The organism is Vibrio sp. 1CM2L (assembly GCF_023161695.1).
Taxonomy (GTDB): Bacteria; Pseudomonadota; Gammaproteobacteria; order Enterobacterales; family Vibrionaceae; genus Vibrio; species Vibrio coralliirubri.
In genome coordinates this window covers 271,950-298,892 of sequence record NZ_JALNTT010000002.1, presented here as the reverse complement: position 1 = coordinate 298,892, position 26,943 = coordinate 271,950, and the positions used below count along the sequence as shown (strand labels likewise).

The window sequence follows — 26,943 nt, the reverse complement described above, 5'->3', positions numbered from 1 at the left end:
TACGAGGTCAGCGGTCGTTTCATATTTATTGAACTCATATAATTAAAAGAAAAACTAGGAAGTAAGGTAACAGCATGGCACATAAATTTTTGTTAATGCCTTTATCGGTATTAGTCATAGCAGGCTGTCAATCATCGGGTGAGCAAGCCGCTTCATCTGAGGTTAACGGTGTCTCTTATCAAGCAGACACAACCAATCATATTAGTCGCAGTGTTTATCAGCAGGAGTTTGATTCTGCAGTCCTATTCACCAAGCAAGCCAACGAACTGGAAGTCTTGATGCAAGGGTACTGCCAAACTAATGATGTTGAGTTAGATGCTTTGAAAAATCAGTGGCAGCTCACCATGAACAGTTGGATGGCACTGCAAGGACAAGAAAGAGGCCCAACAGCGGCACTTGAAGAGAGCTGGAATGTTCAATTCTGGCCAGACAAAAAGAACACCACCGGCCTAAAAATGCGCCAGCTGACTCAGCAAGATAAAGCTTGGTCTCAAGATGAAATTGCTCAGCAGAGTGTGACGGTTCAAGGACTAGGTGCGCTGGAGTGGTCGCTTTATGACGAGCAATCGCCACTACTGCAAGATAAAGCGTCTGGTTGTCTATCTTCACAAGCTATTGCACAAAACTTGGCAATGAAATCTGCTTCTATTGCTGAAGCTTGGCAGGCTAACCCTTGGTTAGCATTGGATGAAATGCGTTGGGAATCTGAATACATCGCTTTACTGACTAACCAACTTGATTACAGCATGAAAAAGCTGAGTCGCCCTATGGCGAAAATCGGTCACCCACGCCCATATTTCTCGGAATCTTGGCGTGCTCAAACCTCAATGACTCAGTTGAAAGCGAACGTAGCGGCGCTAGAGAAATTGTACCTAGCTGAAGGTAATGGTCTTGATGGTTTATTGAGAGAGAAGGGCTTAAATGACCTTGCCGATCGTGTTGCAGCCCAGTTCACGCTAACTTTAGATACTTGGCCTACAGACTCAAGCTTGTTTGAGTTACTGCAGAGCAAAGAAGGCTACCGAGATGTGCTGACTCAATACAACAAACTAGAACGTTTGAAGTACCTGATTCATGAAGAAGTAGCGATAGAGCTTGGCGTGGTAATAGGATTCAATGCTACCGATGGTGACTGATAATACGCGAAGAACGCTACTCAAGGCTGCACTGGGTTGTGCAGCTGTTCCATTACTTCCATTTGGCTGTGCGAGTCGAAAGGATGGGGCAACTCGAAAGGATGGCATGAGCACATCTAATGATCCCCAACTGATTGGTTGTGCGCTTAATGGTCGTGGTCAATATTCAGCGGTTGTGGCTGACGAATTTGGTATGCCACTGAGCCAACTTCCGATCCCCGATCGTGGTCATGGCGTAGCAATTTGCCCAACATCATCACATGCGGTGGTTTTTGCTCGTCGTCCTGGTGACTATTTTATGGTGTTTGACTATAAAAGTGGTCAGCAGATCAAAATGGTCGTCAAAGGTAACAACCGCCACTTCTATGGTCATGGCGTTTACTCATTGGATGGTAAGTTACTGTATGCCACCGAAGGGAAAACGGACAGCAGCCAAGGCGTAATTGGCGTGTACGATGTCGCGCAAGGCTATCGTAAGGTTGAGGAGTTCACTGGTTTCGGTATCGGCCCACATGAAGTGATCATCATGCCTGATGGTAATCTCGCGATTGGCGTTGGTGGCGTTCATACTGATGGCAGAACACCGAAAAATTTGGACTCCATGCAACCGAGTTTGAGTTATGTTTCTCCTGAAGGTGTGTTGCTTGATCAGGTTGAATTGCTAAACAAGAAGCTGAGTATTCGACACTTAGCCCATGATGGTGCTGAAACCGTGCTTTGTGGTCAGCAATATCGTGGTGAGCCAGACGAGTATCCTTCGCTTTTGGCGATGCATACCAAAGGCGGGCAGTTTGAATCACTGAACGCTGAGCCTGAGCAATGGGCAAGATTTAATCACTATATCGCAAGCATTGCGGCGTCAGATGATTGGATTATCGCGACCTCGCCAAGAGGGAGTTGCTACGGTATTTGGTCTAAAGAGAGCAAAGAATTAGTCGAGCTTTCTGCGCTGTCAGATGCCTCTGGTGCCGTGTTACTTGATGGAGAGTTTCGACTCAGCTCTGGGGCGGGTAGTGTGGTCAGCCAACGCAAGCCTTATGAGAAATCAACTCAGCAATCATCGGTCCAGTGGGATAACCATTGGAGTTCTATCTGATTTATAAAGCAGCTTAAAAATAACATGCTTACTCCTATATCTTTGCCATACTTATGGGATGATTGATGATGGAGTTAAGCATGTTCGCGAAATACTTCTGTGGATTACTAGTTTTAGTCTCTGTGCATGCATGGAGCTATACGAGTTCTGACGAGAGCCGCTTCATTCCGGCTGATTCAGAACTCTCTTTCATGCTTATATATCCAGAGCTGACACAGAGTATCTATCAAGACACTTCTCTGCCTATCCTTTGGGATTCTCCTGAGCTGGTTAAAGCGTTTGAGTTCCAATTGTCGCTTCTTGAACAAGCGCAAATGGCACCGCTTTTTGAACGACAACTCAAGCAAATCCGCCAGTATCAATCTCGTCGTCAATGGCAAGAGTTAGACATCTTACTCACTGATACCTTTATCTATTATCTTAGCTACGTTGAAAACGCGCCGCTTGCCGGTAAAGAGTGGTACTTCTCGGGTAAGTTGCATTCTAAATTGCCTCAACCTTCGCCACATATTTTGATGAGACTGAAAAGCAGCGTTGCTAATGATTACTTATTAGAGATGGTGTTGTCTTACGCGCCGCCTGTTGGGGACTTTGACCAATTTAAGGCGACCTATTCCGTGTTGGAAACCGCGTCTGAACTCAATATTGAACGATACAGACAGAAAGGATTGAAACGCTTGGGAGACTCGCTCTCGGACAAAGCGACTTTGGTTGAGCGTATTGCATTGGTCGGCGTTGATACCTCGATGATCGCGGTCGATTTCCCTGAGTTCGATCGAGATCTGCAAAAGGCGATTAAATCTTTCCAACGCATGCACGGCCTTACGGATGATGGGATCATCGGGCCAGACACGATCAAGTGGATCAATATGGGTTTTGATGATCGGTTGAGCTCTTTGGCTCTGAATGCAGAACGCGTTCGTTTATGGCCAAGAGACAGAGACTCTCTTATCGTGGTCAACGTGCCTAGCTTTGATATGAAGTATTGGGAAGATGGCGAAGAGGTGTTTGAGTCGAAAGTCGTGGTAGGCAGAAAATCACGAAAAACGCCGCTTTTAGAGATAAACCTAGATTCGGTCATTCTAAACCCGACTTGGAATGTGCCATGGAAAATCATGGTCAAAGACATCTTGCCTAAGGTCAAAGCTGATGAAAGTTACCTTGAAACGAACAACTTCCAAGTGATTGACGGTTGGCGTTCAATGGAAACGGTCGACACCACAGAGATCGATTGGCAGACCATCAACTTCAATTCTTTCCCATATCGAATGCGTCAGCAGGCAGGTTCACGTAATGCATTAGGCTTGTACAAGTTCAACACTCCCAATAAGCGCGCGATCTATCTACACGATACACCAAGTAAAGGTCTGTTTAATGACGACTTCCGAGCTTATAGCTCAGGTTGTATACGTGTTGAACATGCAGAAGAACTGGCTGAGTTGTTGTTTGCCACCAAGGTAAGGAAGGTTCCGAACCAAAATAGCGACCTTGCGCCGAACACCAAGGTTCGTCTCAAGAAGCGAATTCCAGTGCACATCATCTATCAAACCGTGTTGTTTGAAGAAGGAGGTATACAATACCGCGGCGATATCTACCAATATGATAAAGAGGGCGGTTGATTAAAATACGACCAATAAAGGTGATCTTGACCGAAAAATGACAAGCAAGCTTCTATTGATAAAATTATAATGAGTATCAATAACTAACCGTGTAAAGGTTACAAATACTAACGTTTTGCACGGTTTTTGTACGTTGACGCAGCAAATTCCATTATGTATCGTGCATTTTTCGTTCGATCTAATTGGTTTTTTTGCTGTATGTCTCAAAGTTTATTTTCACGCCGTCAGTTTCTGACTTACGCTGGTGGTACTGCTGTTGTCGCCTCTCTTACTCCTTCTATCGCTTTTGCTTCATACCCGGATCAACCTAGAACGATTAGCATGAACAATCTTCACACTGGTGAACGATTAGAGACTTGTTATTTCGATGGCACTAACTATGTTGGTGACGAGATGGCACGCCTTAGCAAACTGTGTCGCGATTTCCGTCGCAATGAAATCCACCCAATGGATAAGAACCTGTTTGATCAGATCACTCAGATTCAAAACGTGTTGGGTATTCAAAAAGAAGTTCAGGTGATCTCTGGTTATCGTTCTCCGGCGACTAATGAAGCCCTTCGTTCTAAGTCGAGTGGTGTCGCTAAGAAGAGTTACCACATGCTAGGTAAAGCGATCGATTTCCGTATCGATGGTGTTGACCTTAAAGAGTTGAGAGACGTAGCGAAAAGCTTGAACGCAGGTGGTGTCGGTTATTATGCGCGTAGCAACTTTATCCATATCGATACTGGTCCAGTCCGCAGCTGGTAGAGCTAAGCTGAGTTATTGAGTGATACGGTAGGCACTTGTCAAAGTAGACATCCAATGTCATAGTTTGCCCAAATTTCAGTTTGTTCTAATAACTCGGTTTATTGCTGCTCAGTTTGTTGCTGTTTAGTTTGTTATTGTTGGGTTTGTTGCCAATAACATAACGATATTCGAGTTGTTCACCAGATTCGCTCTTTAAGGTTTGTATATGTCTCTTAAGTATCAAGTTGTACCTGTTACCTCTTTCTCTCAGAACTGCTCGATTGTGTGGTGTGATGAAACCATGGAAGGCATCGTTGTCGATCCGGGCGGTGATGTTCAACAACTCGCGGCTATCATTGAAGAGCTCGGTGTTAAGGTTGTGAACTTGGTACTGACGCACGGTCACTTAGATCATGTTGGCGGTACGGTACCACTTGCTGAGATCTTGAAGGTGAATATTGTTGGCCCACATAAGGCTGATAACTTCTGGCTACAAGGTCTAGAGAATCAAAGTCAGATGTTTGGTTTCCCTCTGTGTAAAGCTTTTGAACCAAACACTTGGTTAGAAGAGGGCGACAAAGTCACTTTTGGTCATCAAGTGATTGATGTGATTCACACGCCGGGTCATACGCCAGGTCACGTTGTATTGTTCAGCGAGCAAGCTCGTTTAGCGTTTGTGGGTGATGTGTTGTTCAATGGCGCAATTGGCCGTACTGACTTCCCTCAAGGTGATTTCAACACGCTTATCTCTTCAATCAAGACTAAGCTTTGGCCACTAGGCAGTGACGTAACATTCGTTCCGGGCCATGGTCCTGAATCGACATTCGGTCGCGAGCGCGCATCAAACCCGTTCGTCGCAGATGAAATGCCTCTGTACTAATTAAGCCTTTGATTAGCTGACCAATTATTTGTGTCGATTGATTGAAAATGAAGCTTAGCTTTTGTTCTTAAAGCTAAGCTTTTTTATTGCGTGTGAACTTACTGGTAAACTTTAATCAGAAAGGCGTTCAGCGGCAGCCAAGTAGCGTCGAGCCAGCCCCACAAACTCTTCTCCACTCATATTCAAATCATGGGTTGATATGAAAATGTCATAACCGTGGAAGCCCCTTTGATACTTCATTCTGTTGGCAAGCATCGCCTGTAATCCAGAATAGTCTTTAATCACCGCGTTTTGACTGTTTGTCTCACTCGGTGAATCAAGGTTGTCTTGTGATTGGTTATTGTTGAAATTAACGTCGTCGGTATTCTGCGACTCTTTGTATTGGCGTAGTTCGACACAGCCACTTTCAGTACAACGCGCATGGTAATGCGATGAGTCGAGAACCATATCCTCAAAGTTGGACTCTTTGCCTGCTTGTTTGGCTCCTAAGTACAAAAGTGCTCGTTGGCTGAGCAATAATTCACACGTGATTTTAGGACAAATAGAATCGAGGTAGGGCGAGTAATCTTTTACCTTAATTCCGACCCACGGCAGAGGTTGATGCCAACCATCTTGTTCATAGGTACAAAGACCAATTTTTTGGATGTTACTCCACTTTAAAACCCACCCTCCTTTATAGAAATGCTGCTGAAAATGAGTCGGGGTAAGTGTGAACATCACTCGGCTGCGCAGCATCAAATAGTAGCCAGTTCCCAGAAGCGCAATACTGCAAAAAGCACCCACGATCAGTAACTTTGGATTGTCACTGTAGAGCGCAACGATCAAGCAAATGAAGCCTAAAATAACCGCGAGGATACGGTACGAGCGAGTGAATGAAGGCAAAGAGAAATTAGTAAGGTGACGAGTGTCCATAGGCAACACCAAGTTTTCATATTTTTGTCTGGATGGATAACCAGTGTATATGACCCTGAATTGATAAGTCGATGTTTAAATAATAGACGCTAGTAGACAATATCGGTATTTTTCGTCGACTTTCGACGCTTCACTCTACAAATAGCTCCTGTTTTTTGGTATAAATCGCGCTTCAAATTTTCACCACTGCGAAAAGAGCAGTGAACTGGAGAAATATTCAATGAGACTTGCTCATAAGCGTAAGGTGCAGGCTAAACTGCAGAAACGCACTAAAGCGGCTGTAGTTAAAGCAGTGGCAACGCCGAAAAAAGCGAAGCCTGTCGCAGAGAAAGTTGTAGCAGAAAAAACTGTAGCAGCAAAACCAGCGGTAGAGAAAGTAGTAGCAGCAACTAAAGAAGTTGCAGTAGCACTGACTCCTAAGCAACAACAAGTTCTAGACATCGTTGTTAGCAATGCTGAAGGCATTAACCCTAAAGGTATCGGCCTAGAAGCTGGTCAAGAAGACGCGAAAGCAGCTTCATGGGCAACAGGCGCATTGAAAAAACTTCTTGAAGAAAACCTAGTAGCGAAAGAGCAGCTAGCAGGTAACAAGGTTATCTACAAAGCTATCTAATCCTGTGGGATTACATTCGCTTCGTTAAGTTTTTAAGCCTCGATTTTCGAGGCTTTTTTGTATCTGGCATATTATGCCAAGCCCAAGCCCAAGCCCAAGCCCAAGCCCAAGCCCAAATCTAAATCTAAATCCAAGCCTAAACCTAGGTTCTATAATCTCAATTCCAATTCGATATACGGCTTAACTGATTAATCTTGTCTCGTGTTTGAGCTTCGAATCAGCAAGCACTAAAGTAGGGCGTTAGCTAGGTAGATTAAGAGAGCAAAGCCTTGATTGTTTTCCCTAAAATACAGTAATGAATAGAGCTTCATCACGAAATGGCAATCAATTGTTAATAGTATTTAATTATTAATACTTAGGTATTTATCAATAAGCATTCCTCTGATGAATGAGCTCAATCCTTTAAAATCGACATTACCCAATCATCTCCTACGTAGTTCTACGTAATCCTTTGGTCTAATACGCAGTTTGTGTACGTCCGTCGTGCGTGCTCTCCCTGATATCTTGTTGCCTCATCACGGTGCACTCTTATGTTGAATCATAAAAAATGCTCATAGAAAGAGTGTTAACCTAACAAAGGACGTGAACATGAGTCTCATTTCTAACTCCCTCACACGAGTTTTTAAAAACGTTGCAGTAACTGCTGCGGCTTGTTTAGCTTTGGTCGCTACTGGTGCTACAGCCGCTGATAAGGTTTACCGTTTAAAACTTGCGGAAACTTGGGGGCCAAACTTCCCAGTTTTCGGTGATGCAACCAAAAACATGGCGGCGATGGCTGAGAAGATGTCGAATGGTCGACTGCAAATCAGAATCGATTCAGCAAACAAACACAAAGCACCTCTTGGCGTTTTTGACATGGTTAAGTCTGGTCAATACGACATGGGTCACTCAGGCTCTTACTACTGGAAAGGTAAAGTTCCAAACACTCTTTACTTCACTTCTATGCCTTTCGGTATGACGCCAGCAGAACAATACGCGTGGTTCTATCACGGTGGTGGTATGGAGTTGATGGAGCAGGTTTACTCTCCACATAACTTGATGTCGTTCCCAGGTGGTAACACAGATATTCAGATGGGTGGTTGGTTTCAAAAAGAGATCAACAGCGTTGAAGATCTACAAGGTCTGAAAATGCGAATCCCAGGCTTTGCGGGTGAGATTCTTGCAGAGCTAGGCGCTAAACCGACAAACATTGCCCCGGGTGAGCTTTACACCTCTTTGGAGCGTCGCACAATCGATGCACTGGAGTGGGTAGGTCCATCACTTGATCTGCGTATGGGTTTCCATAAAATCGCGCCTTACTACTACACAGGTTGGCATGAGCCGGGTTCAGAGCTTCAATTCCTAGTGAATAAGCGTACATGGAACAAGCTTCCTGAAGACCTACAAGAAATCTTGCGTGTTGCCATGCGTACAGCGGCTTACGACATGTACACACAAGCAACGCACGAAAGTGGTAAGAACTGGGTTTCAATGAAAACAGAATACCCAGATGTACAAGTTAAAGATTTCCCGCCTGAAGTAATGTCGGCACTGAAAGAAGCGAACGATCGCCTGCTCGCTGCCCATGCTGAGAAAGATGAGTTAGCAAAAGAGATTCAAGCTTCACAAGCAGCTTACCTAGAGCAAGTACGTTCATGGACGGATATTTCACACAGAGCTTATCTAAATAGCCAAGCGAAATAATCGACTGTTGTTGAACTGAAGTTAAATGAACCCAAAGCTTTTCTTGTTAGGTAACTAAGAGTGATTAAGCGGCGGGTTCATTTTAAACATAATAACTAAGCAGGATAAATCCTGTATTACGCTCAAGAACCCTTTCTACGTCGTGCCTATTGCTAGCTATAAACTGAATCGTTTTTAGTTGGGTTAGCTGTACTGCAAGATGTCTTTTCAAATTCCATGGAGTCGGGAATGCGAAGTCTAATTTATATTGAACGCGTGTTTAATCGTATCGGTGATGCACTGGGATGGCTTTCCAGTATGTTGTTTATTCTACTTATCGCTAACGTTGTGTATGACGTTGTCATGAGATATGCCTTCAATGATGTCTCAATCGCCTTCCAAGAGATGGAGTGGCACCTCTTTTCAGCCGTTTTCCTATTAGGTGTTCCTTATGCCATCAAGGCTGGTGGCCATGTGCGAGTGGATGTGTTCTACGAGCAACTGAGCTTCAAGGCGCAAGCGATTATTGACCTGCTCGGCACACTTATCTTTCTGATGCCTTTCTGTTTGCTGGTTGCTTGGTTTGGTATTGATGTGGCCAAAGAGAGCTATAACCTCGGCGAAACCTCAGGTGACCCGGGTGGCTTGCCATATCGCTGGATCATCAAAGCTATGATCCCGCTGTCATTCTTCTTAATGGCACTCAGTGGCGTAGGTTTAATCCTGCATTCGCTGAACAAGATTTTTAATCCGCACCTTATCCATGCAAACAATACTCATACAAAGAATAAGTAGAGGCTGAACATGATTGGAATAGTAATGTTTTTCGTAGCCTTGTTTGCACTTTTACTTGGCTTCCCAGTGGCGTTCACCTTTGGTGGTATCGCGTTAATCTTTGGTGTTTGGGCTGAGGGCATCGAAATGTTTGCCTTCATGCCATATCGAATTCAATCAATCATGGAAAACACGGTGCTGATGGCCGTTCCATTGTTTGTTTTCATGGGGCTTGTTCTACAAAAGACCAAACTTGCTGAGCAGTTGCTTGAGTCTATGGGACGACTCTTTGGTGGTGTTCGTGGTGGTATCGCAATCTCGACGGTACTCGTAGGTTCTCTGCTTGCCGCTTCTACTGGCGTGGTTGGTGCTTCTGTTGTTGCTATGGGACTTATCTCCCTACCTGTAATGCTCAAGTACAATTACGACAAAGGCTTAGCCTGCGGCACTATTTGTGCGTCTGGTACGCTAGGGCAGATCATTCCACCCTCCATCGTATTGATTCTATTGGGTGATGTTCTAGGTGTTCCAGTAGGCGACTTGTTCCAAGCGGCGATTTGGCCGGGCGTGATGCTGGTCGGCGCGTACATCGTTTATATCTTGATATACGCAAAGCTACACCCTGAAGCGGCTCAACCTATTGAACGTGATGACTCCATCAGCCGTAAGCAAGAAGTGTTTAATGCACTGAAAGCGATTCTTCCGCCTCTAGCGTTAATCATTGTTGTACTGGGCTCTATCTTCGCAGGTGTTGCTACGCCAACAGAGTCAGCGGCATTGGGTGGCGCGGGTGCGATGATACTTGCACTGCTTTACGGTCAGTTTAGTTGGTCGATGGTGTATGACGCATCGAAAGAGACGGTGAAAGTAACCGCGATGGTATTTGCTATTTTGTTGGGTGCAACGGCATTCTCAATGGCGTTTACCTACACTGGTGGTGACTATCTGGTTGAAGAGTGGATGCTACAGCTACCGGGTGAGAAATGGGGCTTCCTGATCATTACCATGTTAGTGATTCTGATTTTGGGTTTCTTCATCGACTTCGTAGAGATCTGTTTCATCATCGTGCCGATCATTGCGCCAGTTGCTGAACTGATGGGCATCAACATGACATGGTTCGCTATCCTTATCGCGATGAACCTACAAACCTCCTTCTTAACGCCGCCATTTGGTTTTAGTCTGTTCTATCTTAAAGGCGTAGCACCTAAAGGCGTGACAACTAAAGACATCTACCGAGGCGTGATGCCGTTCATTCTGATTCAAATCCTCGTACTTGGATCACTTCTCGCTTTCCCATCTTTCTATGGAATGTGAGTGAAGCCAAGAATGTGAATGATATGTTTCAACGGCTATCTATAAATTGCTAAAGTAAAACGGCTTATTGATGTTCAGTAAGCCGTTTTTTGTGAGGGAAAGGAATGCCTCTAAAAGCCAAGCTGATTTTGCTGACGTTGCTCCCGTTGCTGCTGGTAACGGCGAGTATTAGCTGGATCTCGCTACACCAGACTAAGACGTTAGGCGCTAAAGAAGTTGAGATCTTTAGAGACAGCCTAATCAAGTCGCGTGAAAACGCCCTCAAAGACACGGTTGACCTCGCTTTCGACGCCATAGAACACGTCTATAACGATCCAAATATCCAAGAAGCCCAAGCCAAAAAAAAAGTTCGAACCATATTGTCTAAACTTAGATATGGCTCTGATGGGTATTTCTTCGCATATGATCGCCACGGAACCAACTTGGTTCATCCAATTCAGCCAGAATTGATAGGCCAAAACCTACTCCAACTGCAAGATGAAGATGGCGACTTTCTGATAGAGGCTCTGTTAAGAGAAGCGCAAACCGGAGGCGGATTTCACCAGTATTTGTGGCAAAAACCCTCGACTGGAGAAGTGGTGTCTAAGCTGAGCTACGCTGCTTGGTTAGAGCGTTGGGACTGGATGATTGGCACCGGCTTGTATATTGAAGATGTACACCAAGAAGTGGCTTCGATGCAGGCTGCGATTAACAATAATATTGAAACCACGTTCTTTTCGATTGTGGTGATTTTGAGCGTGACAGTCGCGGTCATCATCGTACTGACCTTGGCCATTAACATGCATGAACATCGGATTGCGGATAACAACCTAAAGGAACTGGCTCATAAGACGGTGATGTTCCAAGAAGACGAGAAGAAGCATCTAGCGCGAGAGCTGCATGACGGTATTAACCAATTATTAGTGTCGAGTCGTTGCCATTTGGAACTGCTCGGTAATAAGCTACAAAATGAAGACCTTAAAGCACATTTGAATAAGTCGCAGCATTCACTGATGCGAGCGATCGAGGAAGTGAGGCACATTTCGCATCAACTTCGTCCAAGTTCATTGGATGACATAGGCTTAGAAGCAGCGTTGTCTTCGTTATTATTAGATTTTCAGGCGCACTCGGGTATTGAAGTAGAAACCTTGTTTAGCACTCAACAGGGCAAGCTGAAATCTGAGGCCGCGACAACCTTGTATCGAGTGGTGCAAGAGTCGCTGAATAATATCGAGAAACACGCGCAAGCGACCAAAGTGACCGTTATCGCGCAGCAAATTGGTAATGTGCTGCAGCTGTTGATTCAAGATGACGGTGTCGGTTTCAACACCTATAAAGCGATGGAAAAACGAGGGATCGGGCTGCGTAACATGAGAGAGCGAGTGGAGTTCATCGGTGGTGACTTTGAATTGATGAGTGAGATTGGCCTCGGAACGGAAATTACAGTGTTACTGACACTAGAGGGATTAATGAATGAGTGAAGTTATTCGAGTTGTGATTGCTGATGATCACCAAGTGGTACTGGATGGCTTTATGGCGAGATTGGAACTCGAGCCAGATATTAGCGTGATAGGTACCGCCAGCAATGGACTAGAAGCGGTAGAGGTGGTTAAGTCTCTGCGTCCTGATGTGGTGTTGATGGATATCAGCATGCCTATCATGAATGGCATTGATGCCACCCATCTGATCAAAGAAGAAGACCCAGAAGCCAAGGTACTGATGCTGACCATGCATAACAACCGTGAATATATCATGAAGGTGATGCAGTCGGGTGCTGTCGGCTACATGTTGAAAGAGATTTCGGCTGAAAAAATGGTGCAGGCAATCAAAACGGTCAATCAAGGATCGACCTATTTCTGTGAAAAAGTCACGCAGAATTTGTTTACTCAGCCGATTACTCCCACGCCATCGGTCAAGAATCCATTGAGCAGACGTGAAGAGGCTGTGCTGAAATTAGTCGCAAAAGGGGAGAGCAGTAAAGAGGTCGCGAAGGCGCTGAATATCAGCTATCGAACGGTAGAAACCCATAGGCAAAATATTAAGCATAAGCTCGATATTCACTCTACGGCAGAGCTTGCAAAATATGCGGTCAGCTCCGGCCTTGTGGACTGATCTTACGCTAAATAACGTTAAATGTGTAATTTAATTACTAAATGTGTAATTTACGCCTCCTTTATGGAGGTTTTTTTAGTATTTTTGCGACAGGTTGATATTCTTCTTTTCGAAATTTAAGCGCCGAATGCAATGTTGCAAACTGTGCGCTGCAAATTAGAGAGGAAGCATGGAGCCTGTAAAAGATAGGTATAGTATTGAAAATACCGATTATACAGTAGGACAAGATAACGTTCAGAAATGGGGTTTTGATGTTCATAACCCAGTATTTGGGATCAGTGCAGGGGCGATCATTATCTTCCTGTTGGCACTTCTAGTCGCAGACCCTGAAACCGCAAAAGCGGCGCTTGATGGAATCAAATGGAAAGTCATTGGTAACTTCGATGGTTTCTTTATGTGGGCAGCAAACATCTTCGTAATTTTCTGTTTTGCCCTCATTGTCTCCCCGTATGGCAAGATACGTATTGGTGGCAATGATGCCAAAGCAGAGCACTCAAACCTATCTTGGATGTCGATGTTATTCGCCGCAGGAATGGGTATTGGCTTAATGTTCTGGGGTGTGGCTGAGCCAGTGGCTTACTTCACTGGCTGGTATGAAACGCCATTAGGTGTTGAAGCTTACTCTCCTGAAGCGGCTAAGTTGGCTCTTGGTGCAACCATCTACAACTGGGGTCTTCACGGTTGGGCGATTTACGCGGTTGTTGCTCTAGCGCTTGCCTTCTTCACCTTCAATAAAGGTTTACCTCTATCAATCCGCTCTATTTTCTACCCTATCTTGGGTGATAGAACTTGGGGTTGGTTTGGTCATATTGTTGATATCGTCGCTGTGCTTGCAACGCTATTTGGCCTTGCAACTTCATTGGGCTTAGGTGCTCAACAAGCAACAAGTGGTATTAACCATGTATTTGGTACCGATGGCGGTATTGGCATGCAGCTGATTGTTATCGCAGTGGTTACTTTCTTAGCAACAATGTCAGTGGTTCGTGGTATCAACGGTGGCGTAAAGCTTCTGAGTAATGTGAACATGCTGGTTGCTTTGGGCTTGCTTATCTTCGTTATCATCGCTGGTGGTATGGCGGGCATTAAAGCAATCCCAACCGCGCTAATGGGCTACATCGAAAACTTCATTCCTTTAAGTAATCCTCATGGTCGTGATGATGAAACGTGGATGCAAGGTTGGACAGTATTCTACTGGGCGTGGTGGATGTCTTGGTCTCCATTCGTAGGTATGTTCATCGCTCGTATTTCTAAAGGTCGTACGATTCGTGAATTCATCGTTGCTGTATTGTTCATTCCAACGACTGTAATCATCATCTGGATGGCTATTTTCGGTGGTATCGCGATTGATCAAGTGGCGAACAAGGTGGGCGAGATTGGTATGAATGGTCTGCAAGATATTACACTTTCTCTTTTCCACACTTACGATGCACTGCCAATGAGCTCTGTGCTGTCAGTGGTATCGATTGGTTTGATTATGGTGTTCTTTATCACCTCGTCTGATTCAGGCTCATTGGTTATCGATAGCATTACCTCTGGCGGTAAAGTGGATGCTCCGGTTCCACAACGTGTATTTTGGGCGTTGATGGGCGGCGCGATTGCAGCGGTTCTACTATGGGTTGGTGGTACGGAATCTATTCAAGCACTGCAAGCTGGAACGGTATCAATGGCGCTACCATTTGCCTTCATATTATTGCTTATGTGCCTAAGCTTATTGCTAGGTTTACGAACTGAAAATCAATTGGTTAAGCACCAAAATGCTTTGAGTTAAAAGTATTTTTGATAAAAAGGTCGACAGGGTCGACCTTTTTTTCGTCATAAATTTGAGTAATTACGTGAATTTTGTTTGAAATTCCATCGAACCGATTCTGGTTTACTGAAAACAACAAGTTAACCTGCTAAACTTCAGACATCCAAGTATTTGAATTATTGTGACAACAGCTTGTACTACTTGGATCGTAGGTTCGAGTTTGTGATTAAGTCGCAGGTAAGTAAGGAATACGAGGTCAATAGACCCTAATAGTATTCCGTAGAGAGGGATAATGACTAAAGGTATAGATAAATACAGTATCGACAGTACGGATTACACTGTCGGTCAAGATAACGTCCAAAAATGGGGTTTTGATGTTCATAACCCAGTATTTGGTATCAGTGCGGGACTTATCGCTTTGTTCCTGATCGGTGTTCTTATTACGGATACCGCTTCAGCAAAGGCTGCACTAGATGGCGTTAAAGGCCAGATTATCAATTCGTTTGATTGGCTTTTCATCTGGTCGGGTAATATTTTCGTAATTTTCTGCTTAGGTTTGATTGTTTCTCCGTACGGCAAAATCCGCCTTGGTGGTGTTGATGCGACGGCAGATTACTCATTCTTCTCTTGGCTATCGATGCTGTTTGCCGCAGGTATGGGTATCGGCTTGATGTTCTGGAGTGTGGCTGAGCCAGCGGCTTACTTCACGGGTTGGTTTGAAACTCCGTTAGGTGTTGAACCAAACACACCAGAAGCTGCAAAACTGGCATTGGGTGCAACCATGTATCACTGGGGTCTACACCCTTGGGCGATTTATGGTGTAGTAGCACTGTCACTTGCGTTTTTCTCTTACAACAAGGGATTGCCTCTTTCTATTCGTTCTATCTTTTACCCAATTTTAGGTGATAGAGCTTGGGGCTGGGCAGGTCACATTGTTGATATTCTTGCTGTACTTGCAACACTATTTGGTCTGGCGACATCGTTAGGTCTTGGTGCACAACAAGCGGCAAGTGGTATTCAGCATGTATTCGGCATTGAAGCGGGCTTAGGTCTGCAAGTTATTGTGATTACAGCGGTGACTTTATTGGCGGTAGTATCAGTACTTCGCGGTATTGATGGTGGCGTTAAAGTTATCAGTAACATCAACATGTTGGTTGCTTTCCTACTGCTTATCTTAGTGGCTCTAATTGGCTACGCGGTGACTTTAGGTTCTATCCCAACAACATTGATGGCATACATTGAAAACATCATTCCGCTAAGTAACCCTCACGGTCGTGAAGATGAAACGTGGATGCACGGTTGGACTGTATTCTACTGGGCTTGGTGGATCTCATGGTCTCCATTCGTAGGTATGTTTATCGCACGTGTTTCTAAAGGTCGTACCGTTCGTGAGTTCATCACAGCAGTACTGATTGTACCGACTACAGTGACTATCATTTGGATGTCAGTATTTGGTGGCATGGCGATTGACCAAATCGTGAATAACGTTGGTATTCTTGGTCAAGACGGCCTAACAGATGTATCACTAGCAATGTTCCAAATGTTTGATGCACTGCCGTTCGGCACTCTGCTTTCAATCATTGCGGTTGTATTGGTTCTAGTATTCTTCATTACATCGTCTGACTCAGGCTCTCTAGTTATCGACAGCATTACTGCTGGTGGTAAAGTTGATACGCCTGTGCCTCAGCGTGTGTTCTGGGCGTTCCTTGAAGGTGCGATTGCTGTTGCTCTATTGTGGGTTGGTGGTACTGAAGCAGTACAAGCTCTACAAGCGGGTGCAATCTCTACAGCATTGCCATTCACCATCATTCTATTACTGATGTGTGTGAGCTTGCTAATGGGTATGCGTACAGAAAAGCGCTAGGCTTTTTAAGCTGAAATCTACAGCAATTTATACGCAGTAGAGTGGTAAATAATATGAAGGCAGAAGAGGAAACTCTTCTGCCTTTTTTGTTTCTTCTTTACCATGTTTTCTGTCCATTTTTAGCGTGTAAAGTGCGATAAAAAATCTAATAACCGCAGAGATAATGCCGCCTTAAATTTGGCGACAAGCCAAGGAATTGACATTAGGTAAGCTTATGGTTTGATTAAAATTATATTCCGATATTAAATTGTGAAATCGCTCGAATTTAATACTGATATTGGGTAGTATGCGCGGGATTTCCCACCACTCGTGAAACTTTGACATGAAACTAACACTAAAGCAGAAGTTGATAGGTGCTAGCCTATCTGCTGTTGTCGTTATGGCTACAGCGTTGACTTGGTTATCAGCAAACCAATTATTTGAACAGACTCGTAATGGCGTATACCTACGAGCTGAAAGCGTATCTGAAGCAGCATCTGAAGGTATTAAAAACTGGATTGATATCCGTACTGATATCGCATCAGCATTTAATGAGTTTTCACGAGAAGGTGATGTTGTCCCTTTCCTTAGACAAGCTCGTGTAGCGGGTGGCTTTGACGATATCTTTTTAGGTACCCCAGAAGGTGGAATGTACCGTTCACATCCTGAACGTAATCGTGCAGATTACGATCCTCGTCAACGTCCTTGGTACCAAGAAGCAAACGCTGCTGGTAAGCAAATCATTACTACGGCTTACCAAGATGCAATCACCAAAGCACTGCTAGTAACGATCGCAGAACCTGTTCGCCACAACGGCCAACTTGTTGGTGTTGTTGGTGCAGACGTACTTATCGACCAATTGGTTAACGATGTAATCAGCCTTGATGTTGGTGACAACGCATACGCAATGCTAATTGATGCTTCTGACGGCACATTCCTAGCACACCCAGATTCAGCACTAAGCTTGAAGCCGGTAAGCCAGCTTTCAAACGATATCTCTATGCCTATCATCGAAAACGCAGTGCGTACGGGTAGCATCGAGATCATCAAAGAGCGCGGCGCAGATAAGCTGCTTTACTTCACGAAGGTGCCTAACACTAACTGGATCTTCGCGGTTCAGATGGACAAAGCAACAGAAGAAGCGAACCACTCAACGCTACTTACTCAGCTGATCATCACTGCTGTCATTATTACGCTAATCGTAATCGTACTTGTGTCTTGGTTAGTAAGCTTCCTATTCCGCGACCTAAACCGCGTTTCAGCAGCACTTGAAGAAATTGCTTCAGGTGAGGGCGACCTTACTCAACGTCTTGAGCCTAAGAGCGACGACGAAATTGGTCAGCTTGCTGCAAACTTCAACCGTTTTGTGGGCAACATGCACACCATGGTGATCAAGCTAAGCGAAGTATCTGCTGCGCTGGGCAATCAAGCGCGTCAAACGGCTTCTCAAGCTGAAGAACGTAGTGCTCGTATCCAAATGCAACAAGACGAGATCAACATGGTAGCAACAGCCGTTAACGAAATGGCTGCAGCAACACAAGAGATTGCGGGTAACGCAGACCACACTGCACAGAACTCATCTGAAGCGGTTGGCGCGTGTGAGCACGGTACTGGTCAAGTGACACAGACTCAAAGCTCTATCCAAAACCTTGCTCAAGAAGTTCAAATCGCAACCAACGTGATTCTAGAACTTGAAGAGCACGGCAACAGCATCAACGCTATCTTGTCTAACATTCAAGGTATTGCAGAACAAACAAACCTACTTGCACTTAATGCCGCTATTGAAGCTGCACGTGCCGGTGAGCAAGGTCGTGGTTTCGCAGTAGTTGCGGATGAAGTTCGAGTTCTAAGCCAACGTACACACGGTTCAACGCAAGAAATTCAACAAACGATTGAGTTGCTGCAAGGTACAACAGGCAAAGCGGTTAACATCATGAACGATAGCCGTACTCTTGCTGAAACCAGTGTTGATGACGCGAACTCAGCGGCTGCAAGCCTAACGCAAATCCATGCTGCTGTTGAACGTATCAGCGACATGGCAACACAGATTGCTTCTGCTGCAGAAGAGCAAGCGTCAGTAACGTCTGAGATTACTCGTAACACTGAAGGAATCCGTGACGTATCTAACGAGCTAGCAGATGAAGCGCACCAAGCTGCAGAGCAAGCTGCGCAGCTTTCTGAACTGTCTCACGAGCTAGAAAGCGAAATCAGCCGCTTCAAGCTGTAAGCGCTAACCGATAATTTGAAAGCCGAATGTGAATATCACATTCGGCTTTTTTGTGCGTGCTAGTTAGAGTTGTGACCCAAACTAATTGTTCGGGTAACCTGGGAACTTGGCTTTAAGGGCAAGTCGCTTAGGGAAGTACTGCTCCATAAATTTCACCATCGCAGGGTCGTTCGCTTGTAGCTCTGTGAACGTTGCTGAACTTAACTCATCAGCGCTGTAACCTTTATGGTTCAGGTCGTAGTAGGCATACAGAGAATAGGCTAGGTACTCTTGATCATAAGATTCTGCATCTAAGTTTGCTTCATCCTTAGTCGAGTCTTTACCGTTCGGATAGTAAGAGCCTGAAAGAATCGCTTTCTCATTCAGTTCATCTAACTCTTTCTGCATCACACCCCAGTTCGACGAAGAAGATTGTACCGCTAGGTTCATCACACCGTAATCGTGAACAAAGTGAATGATCTCTTCAAACGCAGCGTCTCGTTGAGTGACTAGGTCCGGTTTATTCTCGCCTGTTGTTGTGTCAGTAGTTTCAGTCGCGAACAGATCTTGGAAGCGGTAATTTTCTTCTAAGAAGTCACCAACTCTTCCTTCCCAATATTCATCTGATAGAAATGCCATCGCAGCTTTACTGTCGTAAATAGCCTTAGTCACTTCAGCGGGGAAGCTATCAAGGTAGTACTCCATGATGTTCTTAACATGAGCGACTTTTGCCTCTGAATTGTTTGCAGATTTATCTTCGATCAACAGCGGGATCTTATAGCCATGAACTTCTACACAAGTTCGTTGCTTGATGCCATTTGCAAGCAGCTCACCCGTTGTGTTTGAGATAACAGAGCAGTCAGCTGTAGGCACACGTGAGAATGTCTCTGAGGCGCTTTGAGCAAAGGATGGAACAAATTGAATGCCATTGCTCAGAGTGTTACCAACACGAACATAGAGGTTCATAGGCCTCATTTGGTCGATATTAAATTTGTCACCGGTAGCATCAATAATGAATTGCTTATTGATGGTCACGGTGTCCGCTTTTTTCCATCGAATGACGTTGTTTATGTCGTTTTCAACCTCAGCGATAGCAAGCTTTTCAGGTGTCTTTGTTGTGTTAAAGTTTTCGTAGTAAATATCGAAATTTTCAACGTTAAACGTTTTACCCGCTGAGTTTGTTGCTGTTACAGAAAAGGTAATATCAGCATCGTTTTGGGTTTTGTAGTTGCGCTCAGGAATGCCGTGAACTTGTGCGAAGCTGCCGCTAGATTTTAGATTATTACCATACTGAGTAATATCAATGTTCACGTTCTTGTCTGTACCCGCATCAATCGATTTCACGCTGAATTGCAGTGAGTAATTACTTCCTAAGCTAACCACTGAGCTAGCGCTTGATGCGTCGATGACATTCTTTGATACGTTACCGTCGCTACTTCCGCCACACGCGGTGAGCATCGTAGTCAGAACTAGAGTTGGAATTGTGAGTTTGTATACCATAGTGGACCAAGTTATCTGCAAGCTATAAAGCCAGCATGTTACAAGAAATGGCATTTGCTCTTAGTAAGCTTTTGTAAGTAATGTATTAATAGTGCTTACAAATAAGCAATAAGTGATTGGCGGTGGTTATTTGTTTGAGTTGCTCGAAACTAGAATCACAAACAACAAAAAGCCCGAGTATAAACTCGGGCTTTGAATGGTTTTCTTTATAGCTTAAGGAGAAGCTAGATTGCCTGACGAAGTTGGAAGTAACGTCCTTCTTCGTTTAATAGCTTCTCGTGAGAGCCGTTTTCAACAATCTCGCCTTGTTCAATCAGAACGATAGAATCCATCGATTCCAGACCAATCAAACGGTGTGTAATGAAGATAACCGTCTTGCCTTCGAAGTGCTTCTCGAACAGCGTCATGATGCTTTGCTCAGTTTGCTTATCTAAGCCTTCTGTCGGCTCATCGAGAAGCAGGATAGGGGCATCATGAAGAATGGCACGTGCAATACCAATACGGCGCTTCTCACCACCAGAAAGTTGACGACCACCGTCACCCAACCAGCTATCAAGTGCATTATTCTCAAGCAGCTTTTCTAGGCCAACGTCTTTTAAGATATTCGCTAAGTGATCATCGGTTGCTTCTGGTCTTGCAATCAACAAGTTGTCACGCAAAGTACCATTTAGAATGTCGACACGTTGGCTTACTACACTGATTGATTCACGAAGTTGCGATTCATTCCATTGTGTCAGCTCAATGCCCGCGATAGAGATGTAACCCTTTTTCGGGTCCCAGTAGCGAGTCAGAAGTTGAATCAGAGTCGATTTACCAGAACCCGTTTGACCCACAATCGCAACCTTGTTCGTTGCAGGGATCGTTAGGTCGACAGCGTTCAGAACACTGCGCTCAGAGTCAGGGTAGTTGAACGTCACGTTTGAGAACGTAATATCAAGTGGCTTGTTGATGTCGAGCTTCTCTTCAGCAAACTGAACTTCAGGCTCCGACAGAATCACTTCGTTCAAGCGACGAGCAGAAGACAGAGTTTGACCTAAATGCTGGAACGCGCCTGCGATTGGCATTAATAGCTCGAAGCTTGCCATAGTTGCGAATGCCATTAGCGCGATGAACGGGTCTGGTGCATTACCACCCACACCGTCAGCGGCAAGCCAAAGCATAAGAACCAGCGTCAAACCGTTGAACAGCATTAGCGCTGCTGAAGCCATACCGGTTAGGTTAGCGTTCACAAACTGATTCGCCATCAGCTTGCGTTGCGTTTCTAGAATTGCATTGCGGTAACGCTCTTCAGCACCGAACAGAGTTAGTTCGCTATAGCCTTCAATCCAATCCAGAGTGGTAACACGAAGATCTGCTTTGTTCTGTGTTAGCTCACCGCCGTTACGCTTACCTAGCTTGTAGAACAAGACAGGCCAAACTAGCAGCATGATCAGAAGGATAGAACCTAAGATAAGGCCTAGCGAGGTATCAAACCACATCAAGAACAGAGTCAGGAAGAAGATCCCGAACACACCCACCGTCACTGGGCTTACTAAGCGCAAGTACACGTGGTCCATGGCGTCGACATCAGCAACCAAACGGTTGAGAAGGTCAGCATCACGAAGGTTTGAAATACGACCTGGGATCAGTGGAGCCAGCTTCTTGAAGAAGAAGATACGTAGATCTGTCAGTAGCTTGAATGTCGCATTGTGGCTCACAACACGTTCACCCCAACGACCCGCAGTACGGCTCATTGCTAAACCACGTACACCACCGCCCGGTAGCATGTAGTTGAAGGTTTCACGCGCAATCGTAAGGCCAGCAACCGCAGAAGCTGAAATGAACCAACCCGATAGCGTTAACAAGCCGATAGAAGCCGACAGAGTAGCAAAAGCCAATAGCATGCCTAGTGATAGGCCAAACCAATGCTTTTTATAGAGTTTCAGGTAAGGCAGTAAATCACGCATCTAAATTACCCTTATTATCTTGTTGAGCTAAGTTCGCGTTCAGCATCTCTTCGAACAAACCACCCGCAGTTGAAAGCTGAGAGTAATGACCTTGTTCAACCAGACCACCATCACGCATAACCAGAATATTATCGACTGATTTAAGAGGAGCGAGTTGGTGCGTCACAAGTAGGGCAGTGCGGCTTTCAATATTGCTATTGATGCCTTTCATTACTAACTGTTCGCTACGAGTATCTAGGCTGGCAGTGGGTTCATCTAACAACCAGAACTGGCCATCTTGAATCATTGCGCGAGCTAGTGCCAAACGTTGAGACTGACCAACAGACAGGCCACCAGAGCGATCAGAAATCATGTAATCCAAGCCGTGCTCGTTAACGAACTCGCTAGCAAATGATTGCTCTAGTGCGTTTTGAACTGTTTGGTCAGCGATATCGTGCTTACCAAGAGTGACGTTGTCACGAATGCTGCCGTGTAACAACAATGGGTTTTGACCAACCCAACTAATCGTTTTACGCCAAGAGGCTAAGTCTAAGTCACGCAGTTCAACCCCATTGATTTTCAAGCTTCCTTCATAAGGCATGAAACCAAGGATGGCATTGATCAAACTTGTTTTACCCGCACCACTTGGGCCAACTAACGCAGTCGATTGGCGAGTGTTCAGTGCGAACGAGATAGGACCAACCAATTGAACGCCTTCAGGGCTTAACACTTTTAGGTCGGTAGCTTCAATATTAATGCCTTGAGCCGGATCGAGTTGAGTGTCGCCTGATTTAACCTTAGTGATGTCGGTTTCTAAGAACTCGACAATACTTTCGGCTGCGCCAACCGCTTGTTGTTTCGCGTGGTAGAAAGTACCTAAGTCACGTAGAGGTTGGTAAAACTCTGGCGCTAAGATAAGGATAAACAAACCGGCGAATAGCGTAATGCCTGCACCGTAGTGGCCGAAGTTCAGCTCACCGATGTAGGTGAAACCAAAGTAAACCGCTGTCATTGCGATAGAGATCGACGTGAAGAACTCAAGTACAGCAGAAGACAAGAAAGCGATTTTCAACACATCCATGGTACGCGTTCTGAACACTTCAGATGCACCTTTAAGTACCTCTGTTTCAGCGTTTGTGCGGTCAAATAGACGGATGGTTGTCATTGACTGCAAACGGTCGTAAAAGTGACCAGAAAGACGTTGCAGTGCTTTGAAGTTTTTACGGTTTGCATCGGCTGCTTTCATACCTACAAGTGCCATGAACATCGGCACCAGTGGAGCAGTAATCAAGAAGATCAGTCCTGCTGCCCAGTTAACTGGGAACACCACAACCAAAATAATGAATGGAATCATTACCGATAAAGACATTTGAGGTAAGTAACGAGAGAAGAAGTCTTGCATGTCTTCTACTTGTTCTAACAACAAGGTTGCCCACGTACCCGCAGGTTTGCCTTTGATATAAGCAGGGCCTAGCTCACGTAACTTATCAAGGATGAGTTGCCTGATGTAGACACGGATCTGTTCACCACAGCGATAACCTGCGATTTCACGTCCCCATGTACAGCCAGCACGGCCAACGACCGATAATGCCAAGCCTGCGAAATGACCAACCAGTTCAGATTTATCGACATTCTCGATGATCAGCTGGTGAAGAATAGAGGCGAGAAGAGCTGCTTGAGCAATTAAAAACACGCTTGAAAGTACGCCAAGGCTAATCGCAATCATAAGCCAGCGTTTCGCTAACTTACTCTGTTGCTTAAGCCACTTGTTCAAGCTGCGTTGTTTTTTCTTATCCATTATGAAGGCTTAATGATAATTATTATTTGTTGAGGGCGGGTAGTATACAAAAGAAAGCCCAGTGGATATACCGCTGGGCTCTAGGGATTTACAACAAATTGTGATGATGCCCTGCATCTACTGAGGCGAGAGCTCCGATAATCAAATCTGCAATCTCAGATTTACTTATCGTTAAGGCCATCTAGGAAGCGTTCAGCATCCAATGCAGCCATACAACCCGTGCCTGCAGAAGTAATTGCTTGGCGGTAATTGTGGTCCATTACATCACCTGCAGCGAATACGCCTGGGATGCTGGTTTGTGTTGCGTTACCTTCAAGACCAGACTGAACGATGATGTAGTCATCTTTCATGTCGACTTGGCCTTTGAAGATTTCAGTGTTTGGTTGGTGACCGATAGCAATGAATGCGCCCATTACTTCGATGTCTTCTGTCTTATCAGACTGAGTATCTTTAATACGAACGCCAGTTACGCCCATGTCGTCGCCTAGAACTTCGTCTAGCGTGCGGTCAGTGTGAAGAACAATGTTGCCGTTCTCTACTTTGTCCATTAAACGCTTAACAAGAATCTTTTCAGCGCGGAACGTGTCACGACGGTGAACTAGGTGAACTTCAGACGCGATGTTAGACAGGTAAAGTGCTTCTTCAACTGCTGTGTTACCACCACCAACAACTGCTACTTTCTGGTTGCGGTAGAAGAAACCATCACACGTTGCACAAGCAGAAACGCCGCGGCCTTTGAATGCTTCTTCAGACTCTAAACCTAGGTACTTAGCTGATGCACCTGTTGAGATGATCAACGCATCACATGTGTACTCGCCAGAATCGCCTTTAAGACGGAAAGGGCGGTTTGATAGGTCGACTTCGTTAATGTGGTCGAACAGGATCTCTGTTTCAAAGCGCTCTGCGTGTTCTTTCATGCGATCCATCAGTGCTGGACCCGTTAAACCTTCAGCATCACCCGGCCAGTTTTCCACTTCTGTTGTGGTTGTAAGCTGACCACCTTGCTGCATACCGGTAACCAGTACTGGGTTTAGGTTTGCACGAGCAGCGTAAACTGCAGCTGTATAGCCAGCAGGGCCAGAACCAAGAATCAATAAATTACAGTGCTTTACGTCGCTCATGAGGACTCCGAAATTGAAATTGTTTTTATTTATAATCGCTTAGGATTGTATGGAAAATATGGAGGCAATAAAAGGTTAAACAAGGGCTGAAGTGTAATTAATCGTTATAGGTTAGAACATAAGCTATTTTTAGGAACTTAGGCACATCAAGGGGTGTTGCATTATTAATGCGTTGAGTGAGTGTTAATGCTGAAAATGCATGTAGTAGCTTATTGAGGTGCAGTTTGCCTAAACCAAGAAAGTTAATAACGTAATGGTATAGGACTGAACCCTGTTGTCGAGTTACTTGTGTTGGCATGGTCTAAAGCAGACTGCTAGATTGAAAAAGCCTCGCATTTGCGAGGCTTTTATCGAACGGCCTGTTATCAATAGTAATTAAAGCTCAGCGATCAATTCTATTTCTACTAGAGCATCTAATGGTAAACGAGCAACCTCTACGCATGAACGAGCTGGTTTATGTTCGCCAAAAAACTCAGAGTAAGCGGCATTGAACTCTGCAAAATTATTCATATCAGACAAGAACACCGTCGTTTTAACAATGCTCTCTTTTTCGCAGCCAGCTTCCGCAATTACGGAACTAATATTACGGAAAATTTGCTCAGCTTGCCCCGTCACGGTACTAGCAGAAAACTTCATTGTTTCTGGGTCTAGAGGTAGCTGACCAGAAAGGTAAAGCATACCGTTAGACTTGATAGCTTGAGAAAAAGGGCCAACTGCTGCAGGTGCTTGTGTCGAGAATACAATTTCCATGAAAACTCCAAAATATCATCGTGTGATGATGTGAAAAATAATTAATAAATGCGCGTGAAGCCGTTTTCTAGATCTTCAATAAGATCGGATACGTTTTCGAGACCTACATGGATTCGTACTAAAGTACCTTCAAAATCAACAGGGTTTGCAGGGCGAATAGCATTCAGCTCTTCAGGTTGATTAGCAAGAATCAACGACTCGTAACCGCCCCATGAATATGCCATTGAGAAATGCTTAAAATTGTCTAAATATTCCTCAAGTTCTTCTTGGCTGAGTCTCTTATTTAGGACGAAGCTGAATAGACCATTACAGCCTTTGAAATCGCGAACGTAGAATTCATGACCTTTACAGCTTGGTAGTGCAGGATGGTTAACTGTTGCAACTTCTGGGCGCTCCGTTAACCATTTAGCCACTTCGATACTAGCTTTCTCGTGTTGAGCTAAACGAATTCCCATAGTACGTAAACCACGTGAAGCGGTGTAAGCTGTGTCTGCATCAACCATCTGACCCATTAGGTAAGAACGCTCACGTAAACGATCCCAACAACGCTCGTTGCTTACAGCCGTACCCAGCATTGCGTCTGAGTGGCCAACGATGTATTTAGTGCCAGCTTGAATTGAGATATCTATACCGAATTCCAGTGCAGGAAATAGAATGCCTGCAGCCCAAGTGTTGTCGATCATAATAATGACATCTTTAGATACAGCGCGAACCGCTTTGACAATAGCTGGAATGTCTTGAACTTCCATGGTTACTGAACTTGGTGACTCTAAGAAAACTACTTTTGTATTAGGTTTTACTAAATCAGCAATTTCAGAACCAATTGTTGGGTCGTAGTATGTTGTTTCTACAGCCATGTCTTTAAGAATGATATTGCAGAAATCTTGAGTTGGCTCATAAGCGGCACCTGTCATAAGAACGTGATCGCCCGAGGCGACGAATGACAATATAGAATTTGTTACGGCAGCTGCACCACATGGGTATAGCGCGCAACCCGCACCATTTTCTAGCTCGCACATAGCATCCTGTAGAGAAAAGTGAGTCAGAGTGCCGCGACGTCCATAGAATAATTCACCTTTTGCACGGTTTGCTGTTGCGTCTTTCTTCTCTTTAACACTGTTAAACACAAGTGAAGATGCACGTTGAACGACAGCGTTTACAGAACCTTGTTGAAAACGAGGTTTGCGACCTGCGGTAACTAATTTTGTTTCGATATGTTTACTAGTCATT

Annotated in this window: 21 protein-coding genes; 14 read left to right on the top strand and 7 right to left on the bottom strand. The window is 44.8% G+C overall.

Going from position 1 to position 26,943, the window contains the following annotated elements:
- Positions 1-74: 74 nt before the first annotated feature.
- The 5 genes from MSG34_RS06485 to MSG34_RS06465 all read left to right on the top strand — a co-directional run bounded on the left by MSG34_RS06485 (position 75) and on the right by MSG34_RS06465 (position 5,457).
- Positions 75-1,136 carry an imelysin family protein gene (locus MSG34_RS06485; RefSeq protein ID WP_248336745.1) on the top strand — a complete coding sequence of 354 codons (1,062 nt, stop codon included), beginning with the start codon at positions 75-77 and terminating at the stop codon, positions 1,134-1,136.
- On the top strand, positions 1,126-2,232 hold the full coding sequence (locus MSG34_RS06480; RefSeq protein ID WP_248336743.1) for a DUF1513 domain-containing protein: 1,107 nt from the start codon (positions 1,126-1,128) through the stop codon (positions 2,230-2,232). Before MSG34_RS06485 ends, MSG34_RS06480 begins: the two co-directional genes overlap by 11 nt.
- Positions 2,233-2,312: 80 nt before the next feature.
- The gene (locus MSG34_RS06475; RefSeq protein ID WP_122081699.1) at positions 2,313-3,851 is read left to right on the top strand and encodes a L,D-transpeptidase family protein; all 1,539 of its coding nucleotides are present in this window, start codon (positions 2,313-2,315) and stop codon (positions 3,849-3,851) included.
- Positions 3,852-4,049: 198 nt separating this feature from the next.
- On the top strand, positions 4,050-4,598 hold the full coding sequence (locus tag MSG34_RS06470; protein WP_048613171.1) for a YcbK family protein: 549 nt from the start codon (positions 4,050-4,052) through the stop codon (positions 4,596-4,598).
- Positions 4,599-4,803: 205 nt separating this feature from the next.
- Entirely contained in the window at positions 4,804-5,457 is a 654-nt protein-coding gene (locus tag MSG34_RS06465) for an MBL fold metallo-hydrolase (RefSeq protein WP_248336741.1), read from the top strand.
- A gap of 111 nt (positions 5,458-5,568) precedes the next feature.
- Here MSG34_RS06465 and MSG34_RS06460 read toward each other — a convergent pair whose 3' ends face one another.
- Positions 5,569-6,369 (bottom strand): DUF2982 domain-containing protein, encoded by an 801-nt coding sequence (locus MSG34_RS06460; RefSeq protein ID WP_248336739.1) that lies wholly within the window; start codon positions 6,367-6,369, stop codon positions 5,569-5,571.
- Between the two features lie 220 nt (positions 6,370-6,589).
- Here MSG34_RS06460 and MSG34_RS06455 point away from each other — a divergent pair, with 220 nt between their 5' ends.
- The 9 genes from MSG34_RS06455 (at position 6,590) to MSG34_RS06415 (ending at position 18,640) form a co-directional block, all read left to right on the top strand.
- Positions 6,590-6,982, top strand: a complete 393-nt coding sequence (locus tag MSG34_RS06455; RefSeq protein WP_248336737.1) for a MarR family transcriptional regulator — start codon at positions 6,590-6,592, stop codon at positions 6,980-6,982.
- A gap of 588 nt (positions 6,983-7,570) precedes the next feature.
- Complete coding sequence (locus MSG34_RS06450; RefSeq protein WP_050711965.1) at positions 7,571-8,665, top strand: TRAP transporter substrate-binding protein; 1,095 nt, start codon at positions 7,571-7,573, stop codon at positions 8,663-8,665.
- 228 nt (positions 8,666-8,893) lie between these two features.
- Positions 8,894-9,439 carry a TRAP transporter small permease subunit gene (locus tag MSG34_RS06445; RefSeq protein WP_029405356.1) on the top strand — a complete coding sequence of 182 codons (546 nt, stop codon included), beginning with the start codon at positions 8,894-8,896 and terminating at the stop codon, positions 9,437-9,439.
- Between the two features lie 9 nt (positions 9,440-9,448).
- On the top strand, positions 9,449-10,732 hold the full coding sequence (locus tag MSG34_RS06440; RefSeq protein ID WP_019821215.1) for a TRAP transporter large permease subunit: 1,284 nt from the start codon (positions 9,449-9,451) through the stop codon (positions 10,730-10,732).
- A gap of 104 nt (positions 10,733-10,836) precedes the next feature.
- Positions 10,837-12,192, top strand: coding sequence for a cache domain-containing protein (locus tag MSG34_RS06435; RefSeq protein WP_050643846.1), 1,356 nt, complete (start codon positions 10,837-10,839; stop codon positions 12,190-12,192).
- Positions 12,185-12,823, top strand: coding sequence for a response regulator transcription factor (locus MSG34_RS06430; protein ID WP_017060961.1), 639 nt, complete (start codon positions 12,185-12,187; stop codon positions 12,821-12,823). The genes MSG34_RS06435 and MSG34_RS06430 overlap by 8 nt, the downstream gene beginning before the upstream one ends.
- A gap of 169 nt (positions 12,824-12,992) precedes the next feature.
- Entirely contained in the window at positions 12,993-14,591 is a 1,599-nt protein-coding gene (locus MSG34_RS06425; RefSeq protein ID WP_248336735.1) for a BCCT family transporter, read from the top strand.
- 271 nt (positions 14,592-14,862) lie between these two features.
- Positions 14,863-16,434, top strand: coding sequence for a BCCT family transporter (locus MSG34_RS06420; RefSeq protein WP_017060963.1), 1,572 nt, complete (start codon positions 14,863-14,865; stop codon positions 16,432-16,434).
- Between the two features lie 322 nt (positions 16,435-16,756).
- Positions 16,757-18,640 carry a methyl-accepting chemotaxis protein gene (locus MSG34_RS06415; RefSeq protein WP_048613181.1) on the top strand — a complete coding sequence of 628 codons (1,884 nt, stop codon included), beginning with the start codon at positions 16,757-16,759 and terminating at the stop codon, positions 18,638-18,640.
- Between the two features lie 81 nt (positions 18,641-18,721).
- Here the strand turns inward: MSG34_RS06415 and MSG34_RS06410 are convergent, their stop codons facing one another.
- The 6 genes from MSG34_RS06410 to metC all read right to left on the bottom strand — a co-directional run bounded on the left by MSG34_RS06410 (position 18,722) and on the right by metC (position 26,942).
- A complete protein-coding gene (locus MSG34_RS06410; RefSeq protein WP_248336733.1) occupies positions 18,722-20,119 on the bottom strand; it encodes a hypothetical protein in 1,398 nt (465 codons plus the stop codon).
- A gap of 224 nt (positions 20,120-20,343) precedes the next feature.
- A complete protein-coding gene (cydC, locus tag MSG34_RS06405) occupies positions 20,344-22,065 on the bottom strand; it encodes a cysteine/glutathione ABC transporter ATP-binding protein/permease CydC (protein ID WP_248336731.1) in 1,722 nt (573 codons plus the stop codon).
- A complete protein-coding gene (gene cydD, locus MSG34_RS06400; protein WP_248336729.1) occupies positions 22,058-23,842 on the bottom strand; it encodes a cysteine/glutathione ABC transporter permease/ATP-binding protein CydD in 1,785 nt (594 codons plus the stop codon). The genes cydC and cydD overlap by 8 nt, the downstream gene beginning before the upstream one ends.
- Positions 23,843-24,003: 161 nt before the next feature.
- Positions 24,004-24,963 (bottom strand): thioredoxin-disulfide reductase, encoded by a 960-nt coding sequence (gene trxB, locus MSG34_RS06395; protein ID WP_050052961.1) that lies wholly within the window; start codon positions 24,961-24,963, stop codon positions 24,004-24,006.
- Between the two features lie 375 nt (positions 24,964-25,338).
- Positions 25,339-25,713, bottom strand: a complete 375-nt coding sequence (locus MSG34_RS06390; RefSeq protein WP_248336727.1) for a RidA family protein — start codon at positions 25,711-25,713, stop codon at positions 25,339-25,341.
- Positions 25,714-25,754: 41 nt separating this feature from the next.
- On the bottom strand, positions 25,755-26,942 hold the full coding sequence (gene metC / locus MSG34_RS06385; RefSeq protein WP_248336726.1) for a cystathionine beta-lyase: 1,188 nt from the start codon (positions 26,940-26,942) through the stop codon (positions 25,755-25,757).
- Between the last annotated feature and the right edge of the window lies 1 nt (position 26,943).

Bases quoted from the DNA above. Each gene is read 5' to 3' on its own strand.
- MSG34_RS06470 (WP_048613171.1), top strand. From the start codon at position 4,050: ATGTCTCAAAGTTTATTTTCACGCCGTCAGTTTCTGACTTACGCTGGT.
- MSG34_RS06390 (WP_248336727.1), bottom strand. From the start codon at position 25,713: ATGGAAATTGTATTCTCGACACAAGCACCTGCAGCAGTTGGCCCTTTT.
- MSG34_RS06435 (WP_050643846.1), top strand. From the start codon at position 10,837: ATGCCTCTAAAAGCCAAGCTGATTTTGCTGACGTTGCTCCCGTTGCTG.
- MSG34_RS06440 (WP_019821215.1), top strand. From the start codon at position 9,449: ATGATTGGAATAGTAATGTTTTTCGTAGCCTTGTTTGCACTTTTACTT.
- MSG34_RS06485 (WP_248336745.1), top strand. From the start codon at position 75: ATGGCACATAAATTTTTGTTAATGCCTTTATCGGTATTAGTCATAGCA.
- cydD (WP_248336729.1), bottom strand. From the start codon at position 23,842: ATGGATAAGAAAAAACAACGCAGCTTGAACAAGTGGCTTAAGCAACAG.
- MSG34_RS06445 (WP_029405356.1), top strand. From the start codon at position 8,894: ATGCGAAGTCTAATTTATATTGAACGCGTGTTTAATCGTATCGGTGAT.
- trxB (WP_050052961.1), bottom strand. From the start codon at position 24,963: ATGAGCGACGTAAAGCACTGTAATTTATTGATTCTTGGTTCTGGCCCT.
- MSG34_RS06465 (WP_248336741.1), top strand. From the start codon at position 4,804: ATGTCTCTTAAGTATCAAGTTGTACCTGTTACCTCTTTCTCTCAGAAC.
- MSG34_RS06450 (WP_050711965.1), top strand. From the start codon at position 7,571: ATGAGTCTCATTTCTAACTCCCTCACACGAGTTTTTAAAAACGTTGCA.
- MSG34_RS06455 (WP_248336737.1), top strand. From the start codon at position 6,590: ATGAGACTTGCTCATAAGCGTAAGGTGCAGGCTAAACTGCAGAAACGC.
- MSG34_RS06420 (WP_017060963.1), top strand. From the start codon at position 14,863: ATGACTAAAGGTATAGATAAATACAGTATCGACAGTACGGATTACACT.
- MSG34_RS06430 (WP_017060961.1), top strand. From the start codon at position 12,185: ATGAGTGAAGTTATTCGAGTTGTGATTGCTGATGATCACCAAGTGGTA.
- MSG34_RS06475 (WP_122081699.1), top strand. From the start codon at position 2,313: ATGTTCGCGAAATACTTCTGTGGATTACTAGTTTTAGTCTCTGTGCAT.
- MSG34_RS06425 (WP_248336735.1), top strand. From the start codon at position 12,993: ATGGAGCCTGTAAAAGATAGGTATAGTATTGAAAATACCGATTATACA.
- metC (WP_248336726.1), bottom strand. From the start codon at position 26,942: ATGACTAGTAAACATATCGAAACAAAATTAGTTACCGCAGGTCGCAAA.
- cydC (WP_248336731.1), bottom strand. From the start codon at position 22,065: ATGCGTGATTTACTGCCTTACCTGAAACTCTATAAAAAGCATTGGTTT.
- MSG34_RS06480 (WP_248336743.1), top strand. From the start codon at position 1,126: ATGGTGACTGATAATACGCGAAGAACGCTACTCAAGGCTGCACTGGGT.
- MSG34_RS06460 (WP_248336739.1), bottom strand. From the start codon at position 6,369: ATGGACACTCGTCACCTTACTAATTTCTCTTTGCCTTCATTCACTCGC.
- MSG34_RS06415 (WP_048613181.1), top strand. From the start codon at position 16,757: ATGAAACTAACACTAAAGCAGAAGTTGATAGGTGCTAGCCTATCTGCT.
- MSG34_RS06410 (WP_248336733.1), bottom strand. From the start codon at position 20,119: ATGGTATACAAACTCACAATTCCAACTCTAGTTCTGACTACGATGCTC.